Raw genomic sequence first — 17,360 nt, forward strand, 5'->3', positions numbered from 1 at the left:
AGAAGTCCTAAGCTTCGACGAAGTGTGGAACAGCCTAGACCACTTCATGGATTGGCTAGCTAAGCAGTATGTAGCTGCACTAAACGCAATCCACTTCATGCACGACAAGTACTCTTACGAGTCTGCACTGATGGCGCTACACGATCGTGACGTGTACCGTACTATGGCTTGTGGTATCGCGGGTCTATCTATCGCGGCTGACTCACTATCTGCAATCAAGTACGCGAAAGTGAAACCAATCCGTGACGAAGATGGCGTAGCGATCGACTTCGAAATCGAAGGCGACTACCCCAAATTCGGTAACAACGATTCACGCGTTGATGACATCGCTTGTGAGCTTGTTGAAGTGTTCATGAACAAGATCCGTAAGCTTAAGACTTACCGTGATGCCGTTCCTACTCAGTCTATCCTTACTATCACTTCTAACGTTGTGTACGGTAAGAAGACAGGTAACACGCCAGATGGTCGTCGCGCAGGTGCTCCGTTTGCTCCAGGTGCAAACCCAATGCACGGTCGTGATGAGAAAGGAGCGGTCGCATCTCTAACATCTGTAGGTAAACTGCCGTTTGCTCACGCGAAAGATGGTATCTCTTACACCTTCTCTATCGTGCCTAACGCACTAGGTAAAGACGAAGGTTCACAGCGCGCTAACCTTGCAGGTCTAATGGATGGTTACTTCCACCATGAAGCGGGCATCGAAGGTGGTCAGCACTTGAACGTGAACGTTCTTAACCGTGACACTCTAGAAGACGCAGTTAAGCACCCTGAGAAATACCCTCAGCTAACTATCCGTGTTTCTGGTTACGCTGTACGCTTTAACTCTCTAACTGCAGAGCAACAAGCTGACGTAATCGCACGTACATTTACAGAATCTCTATAAGAGACGCTGTTGAATGATTGATGCAGCCCCGCCTAGTGCGGGGCTGCATTTTTTGTACTTATCGTTCCTCGGTAAGCTTTAGAGTTTGCGCACATTTCCCCACATCAATCAGTGAATTCCTATAGTGGCCTTAGCGAATTGCGGTACTATCATCTGCACTATTCGTCAAAACAGAACACTATGGCTCGCTCTTCCTATCTCCCTTTTTCGTTGCTTCTTCTCTCCACCACTGCACTGGCTTCAGAGCAGTCAACCCTCGCCTTTTCACTCGACAACGACGGGGTATTTGGTGTTGATCAAGACTATACCAATGGCATTTTCCTCACTTACACCTCCGCAGGGATTCGCCCGCCTTCGTGGGTCGGGCCGCTAAGTTTGTCTTTTTGGGGCGCCGCCTCTTTGGACAAATGGGAAGTTACCCTAGCTCACAAAATGTATACGCCATCGGATATTGAAGCCGTTGAGCCCCTACAAAACGATCGCCCTTATGCGGGTTATCTTCACACCGAGTTCAATTACATCAGTCTCCATCCAATGCAAGCTCAGCGCTTTAACCTGACCTTGGGCACCGTGGGTGAAAACTCACTGTCGGAAGAGGCACAAAAATTCGTCCACAGCATCACGGGCTCTGATGATCCTAACGGTTGGGCAAACCAAGTGGATGAAGGGTTTGCTGGGAGTGTCGGTTACCTGACCCACATCAACCTATGGCGCGAGCCGCTGTTGGCTAACACCGAGTGGGAAGTATCGAGCGTTTCAGAAGCCAACGTCGGTGATTTTCGTAGTGATGTGTCAACCGGTGTCATGCTGCGTTGGGGACAAGATCTATCGGGCAGCTTAGGGGCTGCCAATATTGACAATGAGAATCCATTTCGCGCTGGTATGCTGGGTGGGTCAAAGCAGGGATGGTTTGTTTTTGCCGGCATTGAAGCTCGCTACCGCTTCAATGACATCACCATTGAAGGGGATAGACCAGGCATCCGTCATAATCCCGATGTTAGCGATCCATCGCTATACGATGTCACCTTAGACAAGGTGCAAGCGACCGCCGTTGCTGGCGTTGCCTGGTATAATCAGAGCTTTGGCGCGACCTTAGCGACCACCGTCAAAACCCCCGATTATAAAGAAGCCCCCGATTCCATCTACGGCGCCGGGGGCATCAATTTCTACACGTTTTTCTAGCGTCAGACGGTAAAGCGTTGGCAGTCTTGGTTTAGGCTGCTGGCGCGCTCTTCTACCACCTGACTGACGGATTTGAGCTGGGCGTTATTTTCTTCTAACTCTTTCATCGCCGAAGAGATTTGCGTCATGCTGTCGGCCATCGATTGACTGGTGGTCGCCAACTCTTTGATGGATGAGAAAATCACCTCTGTTTGATGCGATGCTTCGTCGGCTTTTTCGGTAATAGTGCGTAGTGCTGTCATCGCTTCATGACCTCGCTGCTGGCCCGACTGCATCGTCACTTCCGATTTCCCTATATATTGAATCACCTCTGCGCTCTCTTTTTTCATCGTATCGATGGTTTCCGAGATCTCACCCACCGCGTCCACAGTTCGCACTGCTAAGCTGCGCACTTCATCGGCGACCACCGCAAAGCCGCGACCTTGCTCGCCCGCTCGAGCCGCTTCTATCGCTGCATTAAGCGCCAAGAGGTTAGTTTGCTCCGCGATACCGTTAATGATCACCATTACAGAGTCAACTTTCGAGGAGGCTTCCTCAAGTTGTTTAATATGGCTGGCCGCCGAGGTCAAAATGCCGCCGACTTCCTCTAGGGACCCAATCGCGGCTCGAATGACCTGCGCCCCCTCTTCGGCCGCTTGATTGGACTGACGACTTAAATCCGAGACAAACTCCAATGAATTGGACACTTCGTGGGTCGTCACGCTCACTTCTTCCGTGGCAGAGGCGAGCAACTGCGTCTGGCCCAATACTTCGCTTTGGTGGTGGGCGAGTAAATCCAAGCCCTGGTTCAACTCAGCAGCGTTACCGGATAACGCATCGCTGTTACTTTGCACCGCTTTCACCAACGAGCCGAGATTTTCACAACTTTCATTGATACTGCTCGCCAGTTGGTTGAATTCATCTTTTGGGTTATTCGTGAGAGCCATTCGACTCGACAAATCCCCTTTAGAAAGCTTGCGCAAAATCTTCTGTGTCGTATTCACCAAGCGAGATTGCGACGAGCTCTGCAAGACAAAGATAAGAATGGTAAATAACGCCAATACCACGCACGCCGCCATAATCGACCACAAGGTTTGGTCAGAGGTTTTTTCCGCGCTGCTTTGATATCTCATACTCACTCCGCCAAGTTGCGATGTAATGGCGGCAATCAAGTCAGCGAGGCGTTCTTTTGTGGTCAGTAACTGCTGCTCAATCGCACCGGCTTGCTCGGATAGCTCGGCGACACGAATAAAGGTCTCTTTATATTGTTCAATCTCTTTTTCATACAAGTCCAACATCGCATAAACGTTCGACATACTTTCAAAGCTGCCCATCGCGCGATTGAACAGCTTTAAGTTCTCTTCATTGGGTTGCAGCAAATAGTTCTGCTGCGATTTGATCATCGCCTGAAAGTCCGAGTTGAGCGTCACCATACCTGTCTCGGCGATTTTTTGTTCTATGATGGTGGCCAATTGCCCAAGCTCACCCAATTTGCCTTCATCAATAGTGAACCCCAGCTCTTGTTTGATGGTTAACCAAGGCGTGACGGCGGCTTCAAAATCGGCAATGTCCTGCTCAAGCTGTTGGCTCTCTTGGCGAAAACCGAGGGATTGAAGAAAGCCAATGTTGGCCTCCACATCCTGAACGATGGTCTGAATATCCCCTTTCACGCTGTCGACTTGAGCACCGCTCAAATTGTCTAAGTTGCTACTCAGAGTCAGTATTTTTGCTTGAGTTTGATAAATCGAAAGCGAGCCAACCGCAATATCCCCACTGGCGTGGTATTGGCGGCTCATTTCGCTCAATCTGGAAGAGGTAAAAAGTGCCAGTGCAACAAATCCAATCGTCAACACTGCAAGAAAGAGAATCCCTCTCTGTTTTTGTGATAGTGCAAGCCTGTCCATAAAAAGTCCTTTAACATCAGGTGAATGTGTAGAGCACTGACCTGTTGAATTCCACTACTTATTTTGATTTTATTATCATTATTTACTTTTTTATAACATACATTTTAGACGAAAAAAGCACAATTTCGCTATTTATAAAAACTCTCTATTAAATGGCTAATTCACTATATAAACCCTACCATTTGTAATAAAATAACGAACAAATCACTTATAAGAGATGAGCTCATGTCTACAACTGGTCGAATTCATTCTTTCGAATCATGTGGTACTGTTGATGGTCCCGGTATTCGTTTCATTGTGTTTATGCAAGGCTGCCTAATGCGCTGCATGTATTGCCACAACCGAGATACTTGGGATACCCATGATGGGAAAGAAGTGACCGTTGAAGAGATCATCAAAGAAGCGAAAAGTTATCGTCACTTTATGAATGCATCGGGTGGTGGCGTCACCTGCTCAGGTGGTGAAGCCATGCTTCAGCCTGAGTTTGTGCGCGATTTCTTCCGTGCCGCACAAGCCGAAGGCATTCATACCTGCCTGGATACCAATGGCTACATCCGTAAGCACACAGAGGTGATTGATGAGGTACTCGATGCGACCGATTTGGTGATGCTCGATCTGAAACACATGAAAGATGAAATTCACCATGATTTCATCGGCGTCTCCAACAAACGTACCCTCGACTTTGCTCGTTACCTACACAAAATCGGCCAGAAAACCTGGATTCGTTACGTGATTGTCCCGGGTTATACCGACGATGAAGAAGCCGCACACATGCTCGGTGACTTTATCAAGGATATGGACAACATCGAGAAAATCGAACTGCTGCCATACCACAAACTTGGCGCGCACAAATGGGAAGCGCTCGGTCTTGATTACCCCCTTGAAGGTGTCAACCCGCCATCAAAGGAAACCATGGATAAGATTGTTGGCATCCTTGAGCAATATCACTCAAATGTAAAATATTAGTTTTATTTGTTTCCTAATTCAGAAAAAATACCAACCATAACGCAGGCATGGTTGGTATTTTTTTGGGGATAATGTGGCACTCAGTGAACTCTATCTTTGGTTTATCGCTCTCGCCAGTTTCGGGCTGATATGGCGAGATGTTCGCACTGTACTGCTGCCCAAACTGCGCAATGAATCAGGCTTCCAACACTTTACCTTTGCGGTGGTCGCCGCGCTGGCCTTGCTGTGGTCTGCGCAAGCAGGCGTTAAAGCAGGTCTCTCCATTCACTTTCTGGGCTTAACCACATTATCGCTACTCTACGGATGGCGAAGTGCTTACGCCATCGGCCTGTTCACCGCCCTTGCCGTGACTCTGTTTGGCGAATTACCCCTCACGATGCTCCCTAGCTATTTGCTCTTCTCGGTATTGTGTCCAATCGTGATAAGCCACGGGGTGTTTTTAGTCAGTTATCGCTTTTTGCCACGTAATATCTTTGTCTTTATTTTCGTTGCTGGCTTTCTAAACGGCGCCGTCACAGGCAGCGCTCACCTACTCATCAACGCCGTACATCATTGGTGGCTTGGCCCTCACGATTGGCCGACCATCGTCGAACACTATTTGGTCTTCCTACCTCTCCTCGCTTTTCCAGAAGGGCTATTAAACGGTATGGCCGCGGCAATGTTCGCGGTATTCAAACCTGAGTGGCTACGCGTGTTCTCCGATAGAGACTACATTTATAACCACTACCACAAAAAGTAATCGGTAAAAAAGCCCCGTTTTTGTTTAAATCTGATCATTTTTCATCACAAACCTGTGTTGAGATCATGTTTCATCCTGTAATGAACGGATAACCTAAGCACATTAAAAATGTATTAGATTCTTTAAGTGAGGCCAGCATGGAAATGACAAACGCTCAACGTTTGATTCTTTCAAACCAATACTACTTGATGTCACAAATGGACCCAGAAAACGCCGCGAAATACCAGCGTTTGCAGGTGATCGTTGAACGTGGCTACGAGCTACAAATGAACGAGCTGAACAAGAACTTTGGCTGTTTGAGCGAAGCACACTGTCGTGAGATTATCGACATCATGGAAATGTACCATGCCATGCAGGAATCCTACCGCATGCTAGAGGCGCAAGAGCAAAAAGATGTCGACCAACGCCGTCTTACGTTCCTAGGCTTTGACATCGCTTCAGAAGCGCAGCTCGTCAACTATGTGCGTTTCCTAACGGACTCTGAAGGTCTCTACCCACAGTTTGATAAAGGTGATCACTACTTTAATGCGCAGATGCCGATGCTAGAGAAATATCGCCGCATGTTGACCACTTGGCGCAACTGTCCTCGTCAGTACCATCTCTGCGCTAACGAGCTAAAACAGATCTTCCGCGCGTAAGACAAGCACGATACTGCTCTCGCGCAACCAGCGACTAGAGCATAGCGAGACATAGAGAAACAGAAAAGGGGCGCGTACGCCCCTTTTTAGTTGGTTAGCCGATTAGCTCAGCTTAAACATGGCCACTTTCGAGGTGAGCGCTTCCGCATTGGCTTTCACCTGATACGCCTCTTTCGAGCTGGTATCCGCACCTGCCACTAACTGGTCCGCCACATTCTTGATGGACGTGATATTTTGCGTAATCTCACTCGTCACATGCGTTTGCTCTTCTGCCGCAGTGGCGATTTGTGTCGCCATGTCACTGATGAGTGCACCCGCGGTTTTGATTTCTTCCAACGCACTCGCAGCGCGATCCGCGTCTTGTACCGAGTGAGCGGCGAGCGCTGCGCTGCTCTTCATAATCGAAACCGCTTTATTCGTTGTACCTTGCAGTACATCGATGGTGTGTTTGATCTCTTCAGTCGAGGAGTGTGTGCGTTGAGACAACACACGTACTTCATCGGCAACAACGGCAAACCCGCGACCTTGTTCACCTGCACGCGCAGCTTCAATCGCCGCGTTCAACGCAAGTAAGTTGGTCTGCTCAGCGATTCCCTGAATGGTTTGCAACACAGTGGAAATCTCTTGTGCGTGTCTATCCAATTCACTGACAACCAATCCTGCACTATCGAGCTCCGCCGCCAGTTTGTTGATTGAACCTTTGGTATCCGCCACCAGCGCATAACCGTTATCGGTACTTTGCGTCGATTCGTGAGCTGCCTGAGCGGTTTGCTCTGCATGAGAAGCAATTTCATGGGTCGCACTGGCGAGCTGGGTGACCGCAGTGGCCACCATGGTGATCTCTTGCTGTTGCAGGTGAATATCTTTCACTGCATCTTGACCACGTAACGCACTCTGTTCTGATTGATCTTTGAGCTGGTGTGACTGCTCACGGATGTGGCCAATAAGCGACTGCAAGCTACCAACAAAGGTATTAAAGTTATTCGCTAAGCGACCCACCTCGTCTTGTGACTCCACCTTGATACGCTGGGTAAGGTCACCACTCCCGTTTGCAATTTGCTCGAGTGCGTTAGAAACGTTGTTGAGAGGGCGGAATAAGATGTTGCACAACCAGTTAAACAGCGCAACACAGACAATCACGACCACTAAGGTCACCAATAGCTGCCCCCAAACTGCGCTAGTCAGTGGCGCAACAAGGGAATCGTAATTGAGCACGACTACCGTCGACAACTCAGTGCCTTGAATATTGCGTGCAAACAAGACCGATTCTTGACCGTTGATGACTTGCATCGAAACTTGGCTACGTTGCGTTGCTTGCTTAACCGCATCGATATTAAGGCCTAGTTGAGAAATAGGTTTATTGAGCAGTTTGGTATCGGCGTGGACAAAGACGTTGCCTTGCGCGTTGGCAATAAACATGTAGCCTTCACCCGGCAAAATGACATGCTCCATACTAGTGAGGATATCGGTAATTTCAACATCCGCGCCCAACACCACTTGTTCGCCATGCAGCGTCAACGCCTTACCCAGCGACACCACGTTCGCGCCGGTTGCCGCAGCGACGGTAGGATTATCCATAAACACTTTCGATGGCTGCTTTACTGCGTTCTGATACCAACCCCATTTGCGCGGGTCATTATTACCCGGCGGCAGTACCACTCCATTGGCGTTGTCCTGCGAACCATCGGCGTAGGCGAGAAAAACGTTGTCAAACGCCGCGGAGTCACGCAACTGCTTGAGATGGGTCACAATGGCGCCCTTCTCCGACTCTTGAGATAAAGACGTCAGGGCTCGCCCCTTCGACCCTATCCAGTCTGTCACGTACTGATTGTAAGATGAGACGGTACTCTCTAGGCGCTGCTCGACCTCAAAATCCAACCGTTCCAATGAGGAACGAAAAGAGATCGCTTCCACCAAGAGCCCCCCGACTACAATGGCAACACTCGCTGAAATCGCGAGTTTATTTTTTAACGAAATTTTATTGAACATATAGCAGTTACTTTCATTCTAATGTGATTGCGATGGGATCATCTCAGTCATTATATTTTGCGCATAGAAATAAATCATGACGCACGTCGAAAGCCTTGAAAAAAGTGTTTTGTTTGTGGAAGCGAGCGCACTCTTTTTGTTTTAATTTGCTGCCTTCATCACAAGGTTGACACTCAAGAGCGGCTAACGCTCTGTTTAGATGGTGAGTTTTACCAGCGCTTTTCCTGACGCATTCCCCTCATCGATAGGTCGTAAATATTAATGATTCACGCCTTGATTATTTCACCACTTTGGACTTGTCGGAAAAGAGAGCGGCTGAATCTGCCCAAAATCACAATTTGCAATTAAACACATATTTTTTAAGCAGAATTCCAAATACGGGCTAGTCTTATAGGAAGAGAGGAAACGCTTTTCAATGCGGGTTTAATGTCATTTTGACAGGTTCAGAGGGGATTTCATTATGAGTATTTTCGACCATTTCCAAGCACGCTACGAAGCCTCCAAGGATGAGGAGTTATCACTGCAAGAATTCCTTAGCCTGTGTAAGGACGACAAAAGTGCTTACGCAAACGCGGCTGAACGTCTATTGATGGCTATTGGTGAGCCACAAGTAATCGATACAGCGAAAGACCCCCGTCTCAGCCGTATTTTCTCCAACCGGATGATTTCTCGTTATGAAACATTCAAAGATTTTTACGGTATGGAGGAAGCCATCGAGCAAATCGTCTCCTACCTCAAGCATGCGGCGCAAGGTCTCGAAGAGCGCAAACAGATTCTTTACCTACTCGGCCCTGTGGGCGGTGGTAAATCGTCACTCGCGGAGAAACTTAAAGCCTTGATGCAACAGATGCCCATTTACGTACTCTCTGCCAACGGTGTCCGTAGCCCAGTCAACGACCATCCATTCTGTCTGTTTGACGTCAATGAAGATGGTGAGCTTCTGAAAAAAGAGTATGGCATCGAAAACCGCTACCTACGCTCCATCATGTCGCCTTGGGCAGCCAAGCGCCTACATGAATTCGGCGGTGACATCTCCAAATTTAAAGTTGTGAAAGTGCGCCCATCCATTTTGGACCAACGTGCGATTGCCAAAACTGAGCCCGGCGATGAAAACAACCAAGACATTTCATCACTGGTCGGTAAAGTCGATATTCGTCAGTTAGAACACTTCTCCCAAGACGATCCCGATGCTTACAGCTATTCCGGTGCCTTGTGTCGTGCAAACCAAGGCTTAATGGAATTCGTTGAGATGTTTAAAGCGCCAATCAAAGTGCTTCACCCGCTGCTTACCGCAACGCAAGAAGGCAACTATAACGGTACTGAGGGGCTATCTGCGCTGCCGTTTGATGGCATGATTCTCGCGCACTCCAACGAATCCGAATGGCAGACCTTCCGCAATAACAAAAACAATGAGGCGTTCTTAGACCGTGTCTACATTGTCAAAGTTCCTTACTGTCTGCGCGTGTCTGAAGAGGTGAAAATCTACCAGAAACTGCTTGATCACTCCGAGCTTGCCAAAGCACCGTGCTCACCCAGCACGCTCGAATTGCTATCACAGTTCAGTATTCTATCGCGCCTCAAAGAGCCAGAGAACTCGTCTATTTTCTCAAAAATGCGCGTCTACGACGGGGAAACCCTTAAAGACACTGATCCGAAAGCAAAAAGCTATCAGGAATACCGTGACTTCGCCGGTGTTGATGAGGGGATGTCTGGTCTCTCGACCCGTTTTGCGTTCAAGATCCTCTCGCGCGTGTTCAACTTCGACAGCGCGGAAGTCGCTGCGAACCCTGTTCACCTCTTCTATGTGATTGAGCAGCAAATTGAGCGTGAGCAGTTCCCTCAAGAGACCGCTGAGCGATACCTTGAGTTCTTGAAAGGTTACTTAGTACCACGCTACGTCGAATTTATCGGCAAAGAGATCCAGACCGCCTATCTCGAGTCTTACTCGGAGTACGGTCAAAACATCTTTGATCGCTACGTGACCTATGCTGATTTCTGGATTCAAGACCAAGAGTACCGCGACCCTGAAACCGGCCAATTGTTTGACCGCTCAGCGCTCAATAACGAACTGGAGAAAATTGAGAAGACGGCAGGCATCAGTAATCCAAAAGATTTCCGTAATGAGATCGTGAACTTCGTGCTCCGCGCTCGCGCCAACAACGAAGGTAAAAATCCGGTCTGGACGAGCTACGAGAAACTTCGCACCGTTATCGAGAAGAAAATGTTCTCTAACACCGAAGAGTTGCTCCCTGTCATTTCGTTTAACGCTAAAACCTCTTCTGAAGATCAGAAGAAACACGACGACTTTGTCGCTCGTATGATGGAAAAAGGCTATACCGAACGCCAAGTTCGTTTGCTTTCTGAGTGGTATCTACGCGTACGTAAATCGTCTTAAGCACATCGCCCCTTGGTGATTCAATCCAAGGGGCGTATTGACGACGTTAACGCAATTGAGGGGGAACTCATGGCGCAATTTATTGACCGACGACTGAACGGTAAGAATAAAAGCGCGGTAAACCGCCAGCGCTTTATTCGCCGTCATAAAGAGCAGATCAAAGAGTCCGTAGCAGATGCCGTGAATCGACGTTCTATTACGAATACGGACTCTGGTGAAGACGTCTCTATTCCACACAAAGACATCAGCGAACCTGTGTTTCATCAAGGTAAAGGGGGATTGAAAAAACGCGTTCACCCAGGTAACGATCAATTTATCACCGGCGATAAAATCGAGCGCCCGAAAGGGGGTGGTCAAGGCGGCGGTTCAGGAGAAGGTGAAGCCAGTCCCGACGGCGAAGGCCAAGACGATTTTGTGTTTCAAATCTCCAAAGATGAGTATCTTGATATTCTGTTTGAGGATTTGGAACTACCAAACCTTGAAAAAAACCAAATCAACAAAATCACCGAATGGAAAACCCATCGCGCAGGCTATCAAACCGCTGGTGTTCCCGCCAACATCGCGATTGTGAAATCTTTGCAGCAATCCCTTGCTCGCCGTACAGCCATGACCGCGGGCAAACGTCGCATGCTAAGAGAGCTCGAAGCGGCGCTCGATGAAGTCAAGATGAGTGAGCCTGCCCAGCTGCTTGAAGAGAAGCGCCTGCAGGACGAAATCGCCGCACTGCGTAAAAAAATCGACACCGTGCCCTTTATCGATACCTTTGATCTTCGCTTCAAAAATTACGAACGACGTCCGATTCCATCTAGCCAAGCGGTGATGTTCTGTTTGATGGATGTGTCAGGCTCGATGGACCAAGCCACCAAAGACATTGCCAAACGCTTTTATGTGCTGCTCTACCTGTTCTTGACTCGCACCTATGAAAACGTCGAAGTGGTCTTTATCCGTCACCACACCCAAGCCAAAGAAGTGGATGAACACGAGTTCTTCTATTCGCAAGAGACCGGCGGCACCATCGTGTCTAGTGCGTTGAAGCTGATGGACGAGATCATCAAAGACCGATTCCCAACCGCTGAATGGAACATTTATGCCGCGCAAGCATCGGATGGCGATAACTGGGCAGACGACTCACCTCGCTGTCGAGAATTGCTCACCAAACAGTTATTACCTGAGTGTCAGTACTATTCGTACATTGAAATAACTCGCCGTTCACACCAAACGCTTTGGCACGAATATGAGAAGCTGGAAAACAGCTTTGACAACTTTGCGATGAAGAACATTCGCAGCGTCGAAGATATCTTCCCGGTGTTTAGAGAGTTGTTTCGCAAAGAGCATGCATAGGGAGGCGCTATGACGACGAAAGCAAAAAAGTGTGCCAAATCAAACGCAAATAGACTGCCCGATGGTCCTGATTGGACATTCGATCTCATTGAACGTTATCACATGGAGATCAAACGCGTCGCTGAACATTATCGACTCGACACCTACCCCAATCAGATTGAAGTGATCACCTCAGAGCAGATGATGGACGCCTATTCGAGTATTGGTATGCCCATCAATTACAACCACTGGTCGTTTGGTAAAAAGTTCATTCAAACCGAGCAAGGCTATAAACACGGTCAAATGGGGCTGGCGTACGAAATCGTGATCAACTCTGACCCATGTATCGCCTACTTGATGGAGGAAAATACCGTTACCATGCAAGCCCTAGTGATGGCGCACGCCTGCTACGGGCACAACTCCTTTTTTAAAGGCAACTATCTGTTCCAAACTTGGACTGATGCCAGTTCAATCATTGACTATTTGCTGTTTGCGAAAAACTACATTGCCGAGTGCGAACAAAAGTATGGCGTCAAAGAAGTCGAAGAGTTGCTCGACTCGTGCCACGCCTTGATGAATTTTGGCGTAGATCGTTACAAACGTCCGGAAAAGATCTCGATTGCCGAAGAAAAAATGCGCCAAGAGGAGCGTGAAGCGTATCTGCAATCTCAAGTCAATGACCTGTGGCGCACAGTACCCAAAAACAAGGTGGAGCAAGAGAAAAGCAAACTACTCTTCCCGTCGGAGCCACAAGAGAACATTCTCTATTTCATTGAAAAGCACGCCCCGCTGCTAGAGCCATGGCAACGTGAGATCGTGCGCATCGTGCGTAAAATTAGCCAATACTTCTACCCGCAAAAGCAAACCCAAGTGATGAACGAAGGCTGGGCAACCTTCTGGCACTACACCATTCTCAACCACATGTACGATGAAGGTTTGGTCAGCGAACGCTTTATCTTAGAGTTTCTTCATAGCCACACCAGTGTGGTGGCTCAGCCGCCCTATAACAGCCCCTATTTTAGTGGTATCAATCCCTACGCACTCGGCTTTGCGATGTTTAGGGATATACGTCGCATTTGTGAAGCGCCTACGGATGAGGACAAAGAGTGGTTCCCAGAGCTAGCGGGCAGCGATTGGCTAGAAGCGGTGCACTTTGCGATGCACAACTTTAAAGACGAAAGCTTCATCAGCCAATACCTATCGCCGAAAGTGATCCGCGACTTTAAGCTGTTCTCCATCACCGATGATGATAGGAAAAACTTTATTGAAGTCACCGCGATTCACAACGATATTGGCTACCGCGCCATTCGTGAAAAGCTCGCGGCGCAATACAACTTGAGCAACCTTGAGCCCAATATCCAAGTGTATAACGTTGACGTGCGTGGGGACCGCTCATTAACCCTGCAATACGTGCCTCATGACCGTATTCCACTCGATGAGAGCTACGAGGAAGTGCTCAAACATGTCTACCGTCTATGGGGATTCGATGTGGTACTCGAAGAGGTGAAGGAGACTGGGCGACGTGAGATTCTCGGCACCTGTCCTAAGCGCAACGACTACGACACGAAAATCTAAACGCTGTGCGCGGACATCCTGTTACGTATAAAAGCAACCTACCACGCATAAAGCAAAAGGCCCAGAAACCTGTCCGTTTCTGGGCCTTAATATTCTATGGTGTTAGTTGGATGCGCACTTAAGCACTAAAATGACGTCTGACGACATCAAGATCGTGTGGTGTATCCACTCCAGCGGCCGGCGCTTCTTTGGCAACATCGACATGGATTTTTTCTCCATACCAGAGCACACGAAGCTGCTCTAAGCACTCAATACGCTCTAGTGGCGTAGGCTGCCAATTGACATAGGTATTGATGAATCCCGCACGATAGGCATAAATACCGATATGACGCAGTAGAGGCTGTTTGGCATCGGCATTACCGCTAGCAAAGTGGTCACGATCCCAAGGAATCGTCGCCCGGCTAAAGTAAAGGGCAAAACCTTGCTGGTCTACCACCACTTTCACCGCATTGGGATTGAACACTTCCTCTTCATCACGGATCTCTACCGCCAACGTGGCCATTGGCGCGTTGCAACGGGCAAGGTTATCGGCCACTTGAGAAATGATCGATGGCGGTATCAAAGGCTCATCACCTTGAACATTGACGATAATGTGATCGTCAGCAATGCCCATCTGTTCAACCACTTCCGCTAAGCGCTCGGTGCCTGATTCGTGCTTGTCTGACGTCATGCACACATCACCACCAAAGGCTCGCACGGCTTGCTCAACTCGTTCATCATCGGTCGCAACGATCACTCGCTCGGCACCCGCTTGAATGGCTTGCTCGTAAACGCGTTGCACCATAGGCTTACCAGCGATATCGGCAATAGGCTTACCCGGTAAGCGGCTAGATTGATAGCGCGCAGGTATAACGACAGTAAAAGCCATTAGCGACCCTCATCCATGCTCATTTGGCGAGCTTCAGGTTCGAGCAGGACAGGAATGCCCTCTTTAATTGGGTAAGCAAGTCGATCCAATTTACAAATTAGCTCTTGTTTATCTTTGTCGAACGTCAGCTTTCCTTTGCACACTGGGCAAGCAACGATTTCAAGAAGACGATGGTCCATACTGCTCTTTCACCTCTTTAATTTTATTGATGATGTACGCGGCATCCTGTGGCTCAAATTTGGCAGACACGGGCAAATACCACCAGTTGTCCTGCGCAAATTGCGTACATTTTACGGCATCTTTTTCTGTCATGATCAAAGCGTCGCCTTTTGCAGCCAACGCGATTAATTCATCGGCGGAGAAATCTTTGTGATCGGCAAAGCCTTGGCTCATAGTCACCTGCGCACCGAGCTGGGCTAAGGTATTGAAAAATCGTGGTGGATGACCAATTCCAGCCATCGCGATTAAGCGCCCAAGTTCGCCGACTGCGCGACGCTCTCCGGTTGTTAGGTTGACGGCAAGGTCTGGCACCAATTGCATCGATGCTTCACCCGGGTGAGCATTGCCCCCGTTGGTAATGATGGCATCAACACTTTGCAATCGAGCGGTCGATTCGCGCAGCGGCCCTAACGGCAAAAGTTGTTCGTTACCAAAACGGCGAGCACCATCCACAACCACCAACTCTATGTCTCTTTGTAAGGCGTAATGCTGCAACCCATCGTCGGTAATGATGATATCCACGCCTTGTGGTAATAAGGCTTTTACTGCCTCAGACCGAACCGGTGACACAGCAACCGGCGCACCGGTGCGCTGATAAATAAGCTTAGGTTCATCACCACAATGCTGGGTTAGCGTTGAAGCGTCCACCATCAACGGATAAGACGGCGCTTTCGCGCCGTAGCCCCGTGACACCACACCCGGCGTGAAACCGAGCGCTTGTAAGGTCTCAACCAGCCAGATCACGACCGGCGTTTTGCCATTGCCACCGGCGGTGATATTACCCACCACCACTACAGGCACTGGCGCTCGATAGCTCTGTTTAACGCCAGACTCGAACTGCTGACGTCGGCGCTGACTGATAACCGCAAACAAACGACTTAGCGGCCATAGAAGCGGCCAGGCTAACCAACGAAGGGGGTGTTGACCAAACCAAATCTGCTCAATCACCGATTAAGCACCAAATTGAATACGGTGAAGCTGCGCATACGCACCGTCTTGGGACAACAGCTCAGCGTGTGAGCCACGCTCAACAATTTCACCCTCATCAACAACCAGGATTTCATCCGCATTTTCAATGGTCGACAGTCGGTGCGCAATCACCAACACCGTTTTGTTTTTCTGCAGTTCATCGAGTGCGGACTGGATTGCCTTCTCAGACTCAGTATCTAGCGCCGATGTGGCCTCATCCAAGATCAGTACAGGGGCATCACGCAGCAACGCTCGCGCAATCGCGATACGTTGACGTTGACCGCCTGACAAGCTAGTTCCGTTTTCACCAATCACAGTATCTAATCCGTCATCCATGCCTTCAATGAAATCCATCGCGTACGCCAGACGCGCGGCTTCTTCGATTTGCTCGCGGCTGTATTTGTCTTTCGCCGCATAAGCAATGTTGTTGGCAATGGTGTCATTGAACAAGTGCACATTTTGCGACACAAGGGCAAAGTGACTGCGCAGATTGCTTAGGCTGTAATCGCGGATGTCGTGCTCATCGAGCAAGATGGTGCCTGAATCAACGTCGTAAAAACGGGTAAAGAGATTGGCAATGGTACTTTTGCCTGAACCCGAGCGACCCACCAGCGCTACCGTCTTACCCTGCGGGATAGAAAAGCTCACTTGGCTGAGTGCCGGTTTCTCTTTGCCACCGTAGGTGAAGGTGACGTCTTTCACTTCAATATCACCGCGGACTTTATCCGTGCTGTATTGACCGGTATCTTTCTCAGTCTCAAGATCCATCAGGCCAAACAAGGTTTGGCTTGCCGCCATACCGCGCTGAAATTCTGAGGTGACGTTAGTGAGAGATTTCAGAGGGCGCATCAAGCCAAACATGGCAGAGAAGATGACCGTAAAGGTGCCCGGCGTCAGGTCAGCACGAATCGAATCGACGCTAGCCAAAAACAGCACCACCACCAATGCCATCGACGCGATCACTTGAATCACCGGATTGGCGATCGCTTGAGCAGCGACAAGCTTCATCGTCTGTTGGCGCATGCGATTACTCACTTCGTCAAAACGCTTGGTTTCCACATCCTGACCGCCATAACTCAATACGACTTTGTGGCCTTTCAGCATCTGCTCCGCCGAAGAGGTAACGTTGCCCATCGCATCTTGCATATTTTTTGAAATACGGCGAAAACGTTTGGAGACCACGCCAATCCCCCATGCCACCACGGGAGCGACGACAAACAAGACTAAAGATAACTGCCAACTGTTCCAAAACATTAGGACAAGTAAACCAATAATACTCGCGCCTTCACGCACGATACTGACTAACGCACGGCTGGTTGCACCTGCCACCTGCTCGGAGTCATAGGTAATACGAGACAGTAAACCACCGGTCGACTCTTTATCAAAAAACGACACCGGCATATGCATAAACTGAGCAAAGATACGGCGACGCATCAGCATCACCACATTGCCCGATACCCAACTCAAACAGTAGGTTGAGACGAATCCACTCAAGCCCCTGAGCACCATCATCCCCAAAATGATAAACGGTAGCGTGCGCAAAAAGTTGGAGTCTGCATCACCAAACCCTTCATCGAGCAAAGGCTTGAGCAAGGAGATCATGTAGGTGTCCGCAAAGGCATTAATGACAAGCGCAATGATCGCGACCAGGAGACCCGCTTTGTACAGGCGAATGTATGTCCACAATCGTTTAAACGTGGTCCAGGTGGTTTCATCTTGGTGTTGTGACATAGAAAG

General features: G+C 49.0%; 14 protein-coding genes. 8 read left to right on the plus strand and 6 right to left on the minus strand.

The window, feature by feature from the left end; all coding sequences use genetic code 11:
* A partial coding sequence (locus AC6R1A_RS06655) for a pyruvate formate lyase family protein (protein WP_500646163.1) occupies positions 1-880 on the plus strand: 880 nt, incomplete at its 5' end.
* Positions 881-1,060: 180 nt separating this feature from the next.
* Positions 1,061-2,062, plus strand: a complete 1,002-nt coding sequence (locus AC6R1A_RS06660; protein ID WP_500632654.1) for a lipid A deacylase LpxR family protein — start codon at positions 1,061-1,063, stop codon at positions 2,060-2,062.
* 2 nt (positions 2,063-2,064) lie between these two features.
* On the opposite strand, the gene AC6R1A_RS06665 is transcribed toward AC6R1A_RS06660, so the two are convergent.
* Complete coding sequence (locus AC6R1A_RS06665) at positions 2,065-3,945, minus strand: methyl-accepting chemotaxis protein (protein ID WP_500632655.1); 1,881 nt, start codon at positions 3,943-3,945, stop codon at positions 2,065-2,067.
* A 225-nt stretch (positions 3,946-4,170) separates the two neighbouring features.
* Here AC6R1A_RS06665 and pflA point away from each other — a divergent pair, with 225 nt between their 5' ends.
* The 3 genes from pflA to AC6R1A_RS06680 all read left to right on the plus strand — a co-directional run bounded on the left by pflA (position 4,171) and on the right by AC6R1A_RS06680 (position 6,288).
* A complete protein-coding gene (gene pflA, locus AC6R1A_RS06670; RefSeq protein ID WP_500632656.1) occupies positions 4,171-4,911 on the plus strand; it encodes a pyruvate formate lyase 1-activating protein in 741 nt (246 codons plus the stop codon).
* Positions 4,912-4,984: 73 nt separating this feature from the next.
* On the plus strand, positions 4,985-5,650 hold the full coding sequence (locus AC6R1A_RS06675) for a hypothetical protein (RefSeq protein ID WP_500632657.1): 666 nt from the start codon (positions 4,985-4,987) through the stop codon (positions 5,648-5,650).
* Positions 5,651-5,787: 137 nt separating this feature from the next.
* Positions 5,788-6,288, plus strand: a complete 501-nt coding sequence (locus AC6R1A_RS06680; RefSeq protein WP_500626135.1) for a YfbU family protein — start codon at positions 5,788-5,790, stop codon at positions 6,286-6,288.
* A gap of 102 nt (positions 6,289-6,390) precedes the next feature.
* Here AC6R1A_RS06680 and AC6R1A_RS06685 read toward each other — a convergent pair whose 3' ends face one another.
* Positions 6,391-8,277 (minus strand): methyl-accepting chemotaxis protein, encoded by a 1,887-nt coding sequence (locus tag AC6R1A_RS06685; RefSeq protein ID WP_500627972.1) that lies wholly within the window; start codon positions 8,275-8,277, stop codon positions 6,391-6,393.
* A gap of 460 nt (positions 8,278-8,737) precedes the next feature.
* Between AC6R1A_RS06685 and AC6R1A_RS06690 the strand changes: the two genes are divergently transcribed.
* From AC6R1A_RS06690 to AC6R1A_RS06700, 3 genes are all read left to right on the plus strand, one after another.
* The gene (locus AC6R1A_RS06690; RefSeq protein WP_334552492.1) at positions 8,738-10,672 is read left to right on the plus strand and encodes a PrkA family serine protein kinase; all 1,935 of its coding nucleotides are present in this window, start codon (positions 8,738-8,740) and stop codon (positions 10,670-10,672) included.
* A gap of 69 nt (positions 10,673-10,741) precedes the next feature.
* Positions 10,742-12,013: a YeaH/YhbH family protein gene (locus AC6R1A_RS06695; protein WP_500632658.1), complete on the plus strand. Its 1,272-nt coding sequence runs from the start codon at positions 10,742-10,744 to the stop codon at positions 12,011-12,013.
* A gap of 9 nt (positions 12,014-12,022) precedes the next feature.
* Positions 12,023-13,567, plus strand: coding sequence for a SpoVR family protein (locus AC6R1A_RS06700; protein WP_500632659.1), 1,545 nt, complete (start codon positions 12,023-12,025; stop codon positions 13,565-13,567).
* A gap of 118 nt (positions 13,568-13,685) precedes the next feature.
* Here the strand turns inward: AC6R1A_RS06700 and kdsB are convergent, their stop codons facing one another.
* Genes kdsB through msbA form a run of 4 tightly spaced genes read right to left on the minus strand, consistent with a single transcriptional unit; the run spans position 13,686 to position 17,354 of the window.
* Entirely contained in the window at positions 13,686-14,435 is a 750-nt protein-coding gene (gene kdsB, locus AC6R1A_RS06705) for a 3-deoxy-manno-octulosonate cytidylyltransferase (protein ID WP_500632660.1), read from the minus strand.
* Positions 14,435-14,614, minus strand: a complete 180-nt coding sequence (locus AC6R1A_RS06710) for a Trm112 family protein (protein ID WP_005474972.1) — start codon at positions 14,612-14,614, stop codon at positions 14,435-14,437. Before AC6R1A_RS06710 ends, kdsB begins: the two co-directional genes overlap by 1 nt.
* Positions 14,595-15,602, minus strand: a complete 1,008-nt coding sequence (gene lpxK / locus AC6R1A_RS06715) for a tetraacyldisaccharide 4'-kinase (RefSeq protein WP_500632661.1) — start codon at positions 15,600-15,602, stop codon at positions 14,595-14,597. Before lpxK ends, AC6R1A_RS06710 begins: the two co-directional genes overlap by 20 nt.
* A 3-nt stretch (positions 15,603-15,605) precedes the next feature.
* Positions 15,606-17,354 carry a lipid A ABC transporter ATP-binding protein/permease MsbA gene (msbA, locus tag AC6R1A_RS06720; protein ID WP_500632662.1) on the minus strand — a complete coding sequence of 583 codons (1,749 nt, stop codon included), beginning with the start codon at positions 17,352-17,354 and terminating at the stop codon, positions 15,606-15,608.
* Positions 17,355-17,360: the final 6 nt, after the last annotated feature.

This window comes from Vibrio sp. R10-SG3-ISO3, from assembly GCF_059834225.1.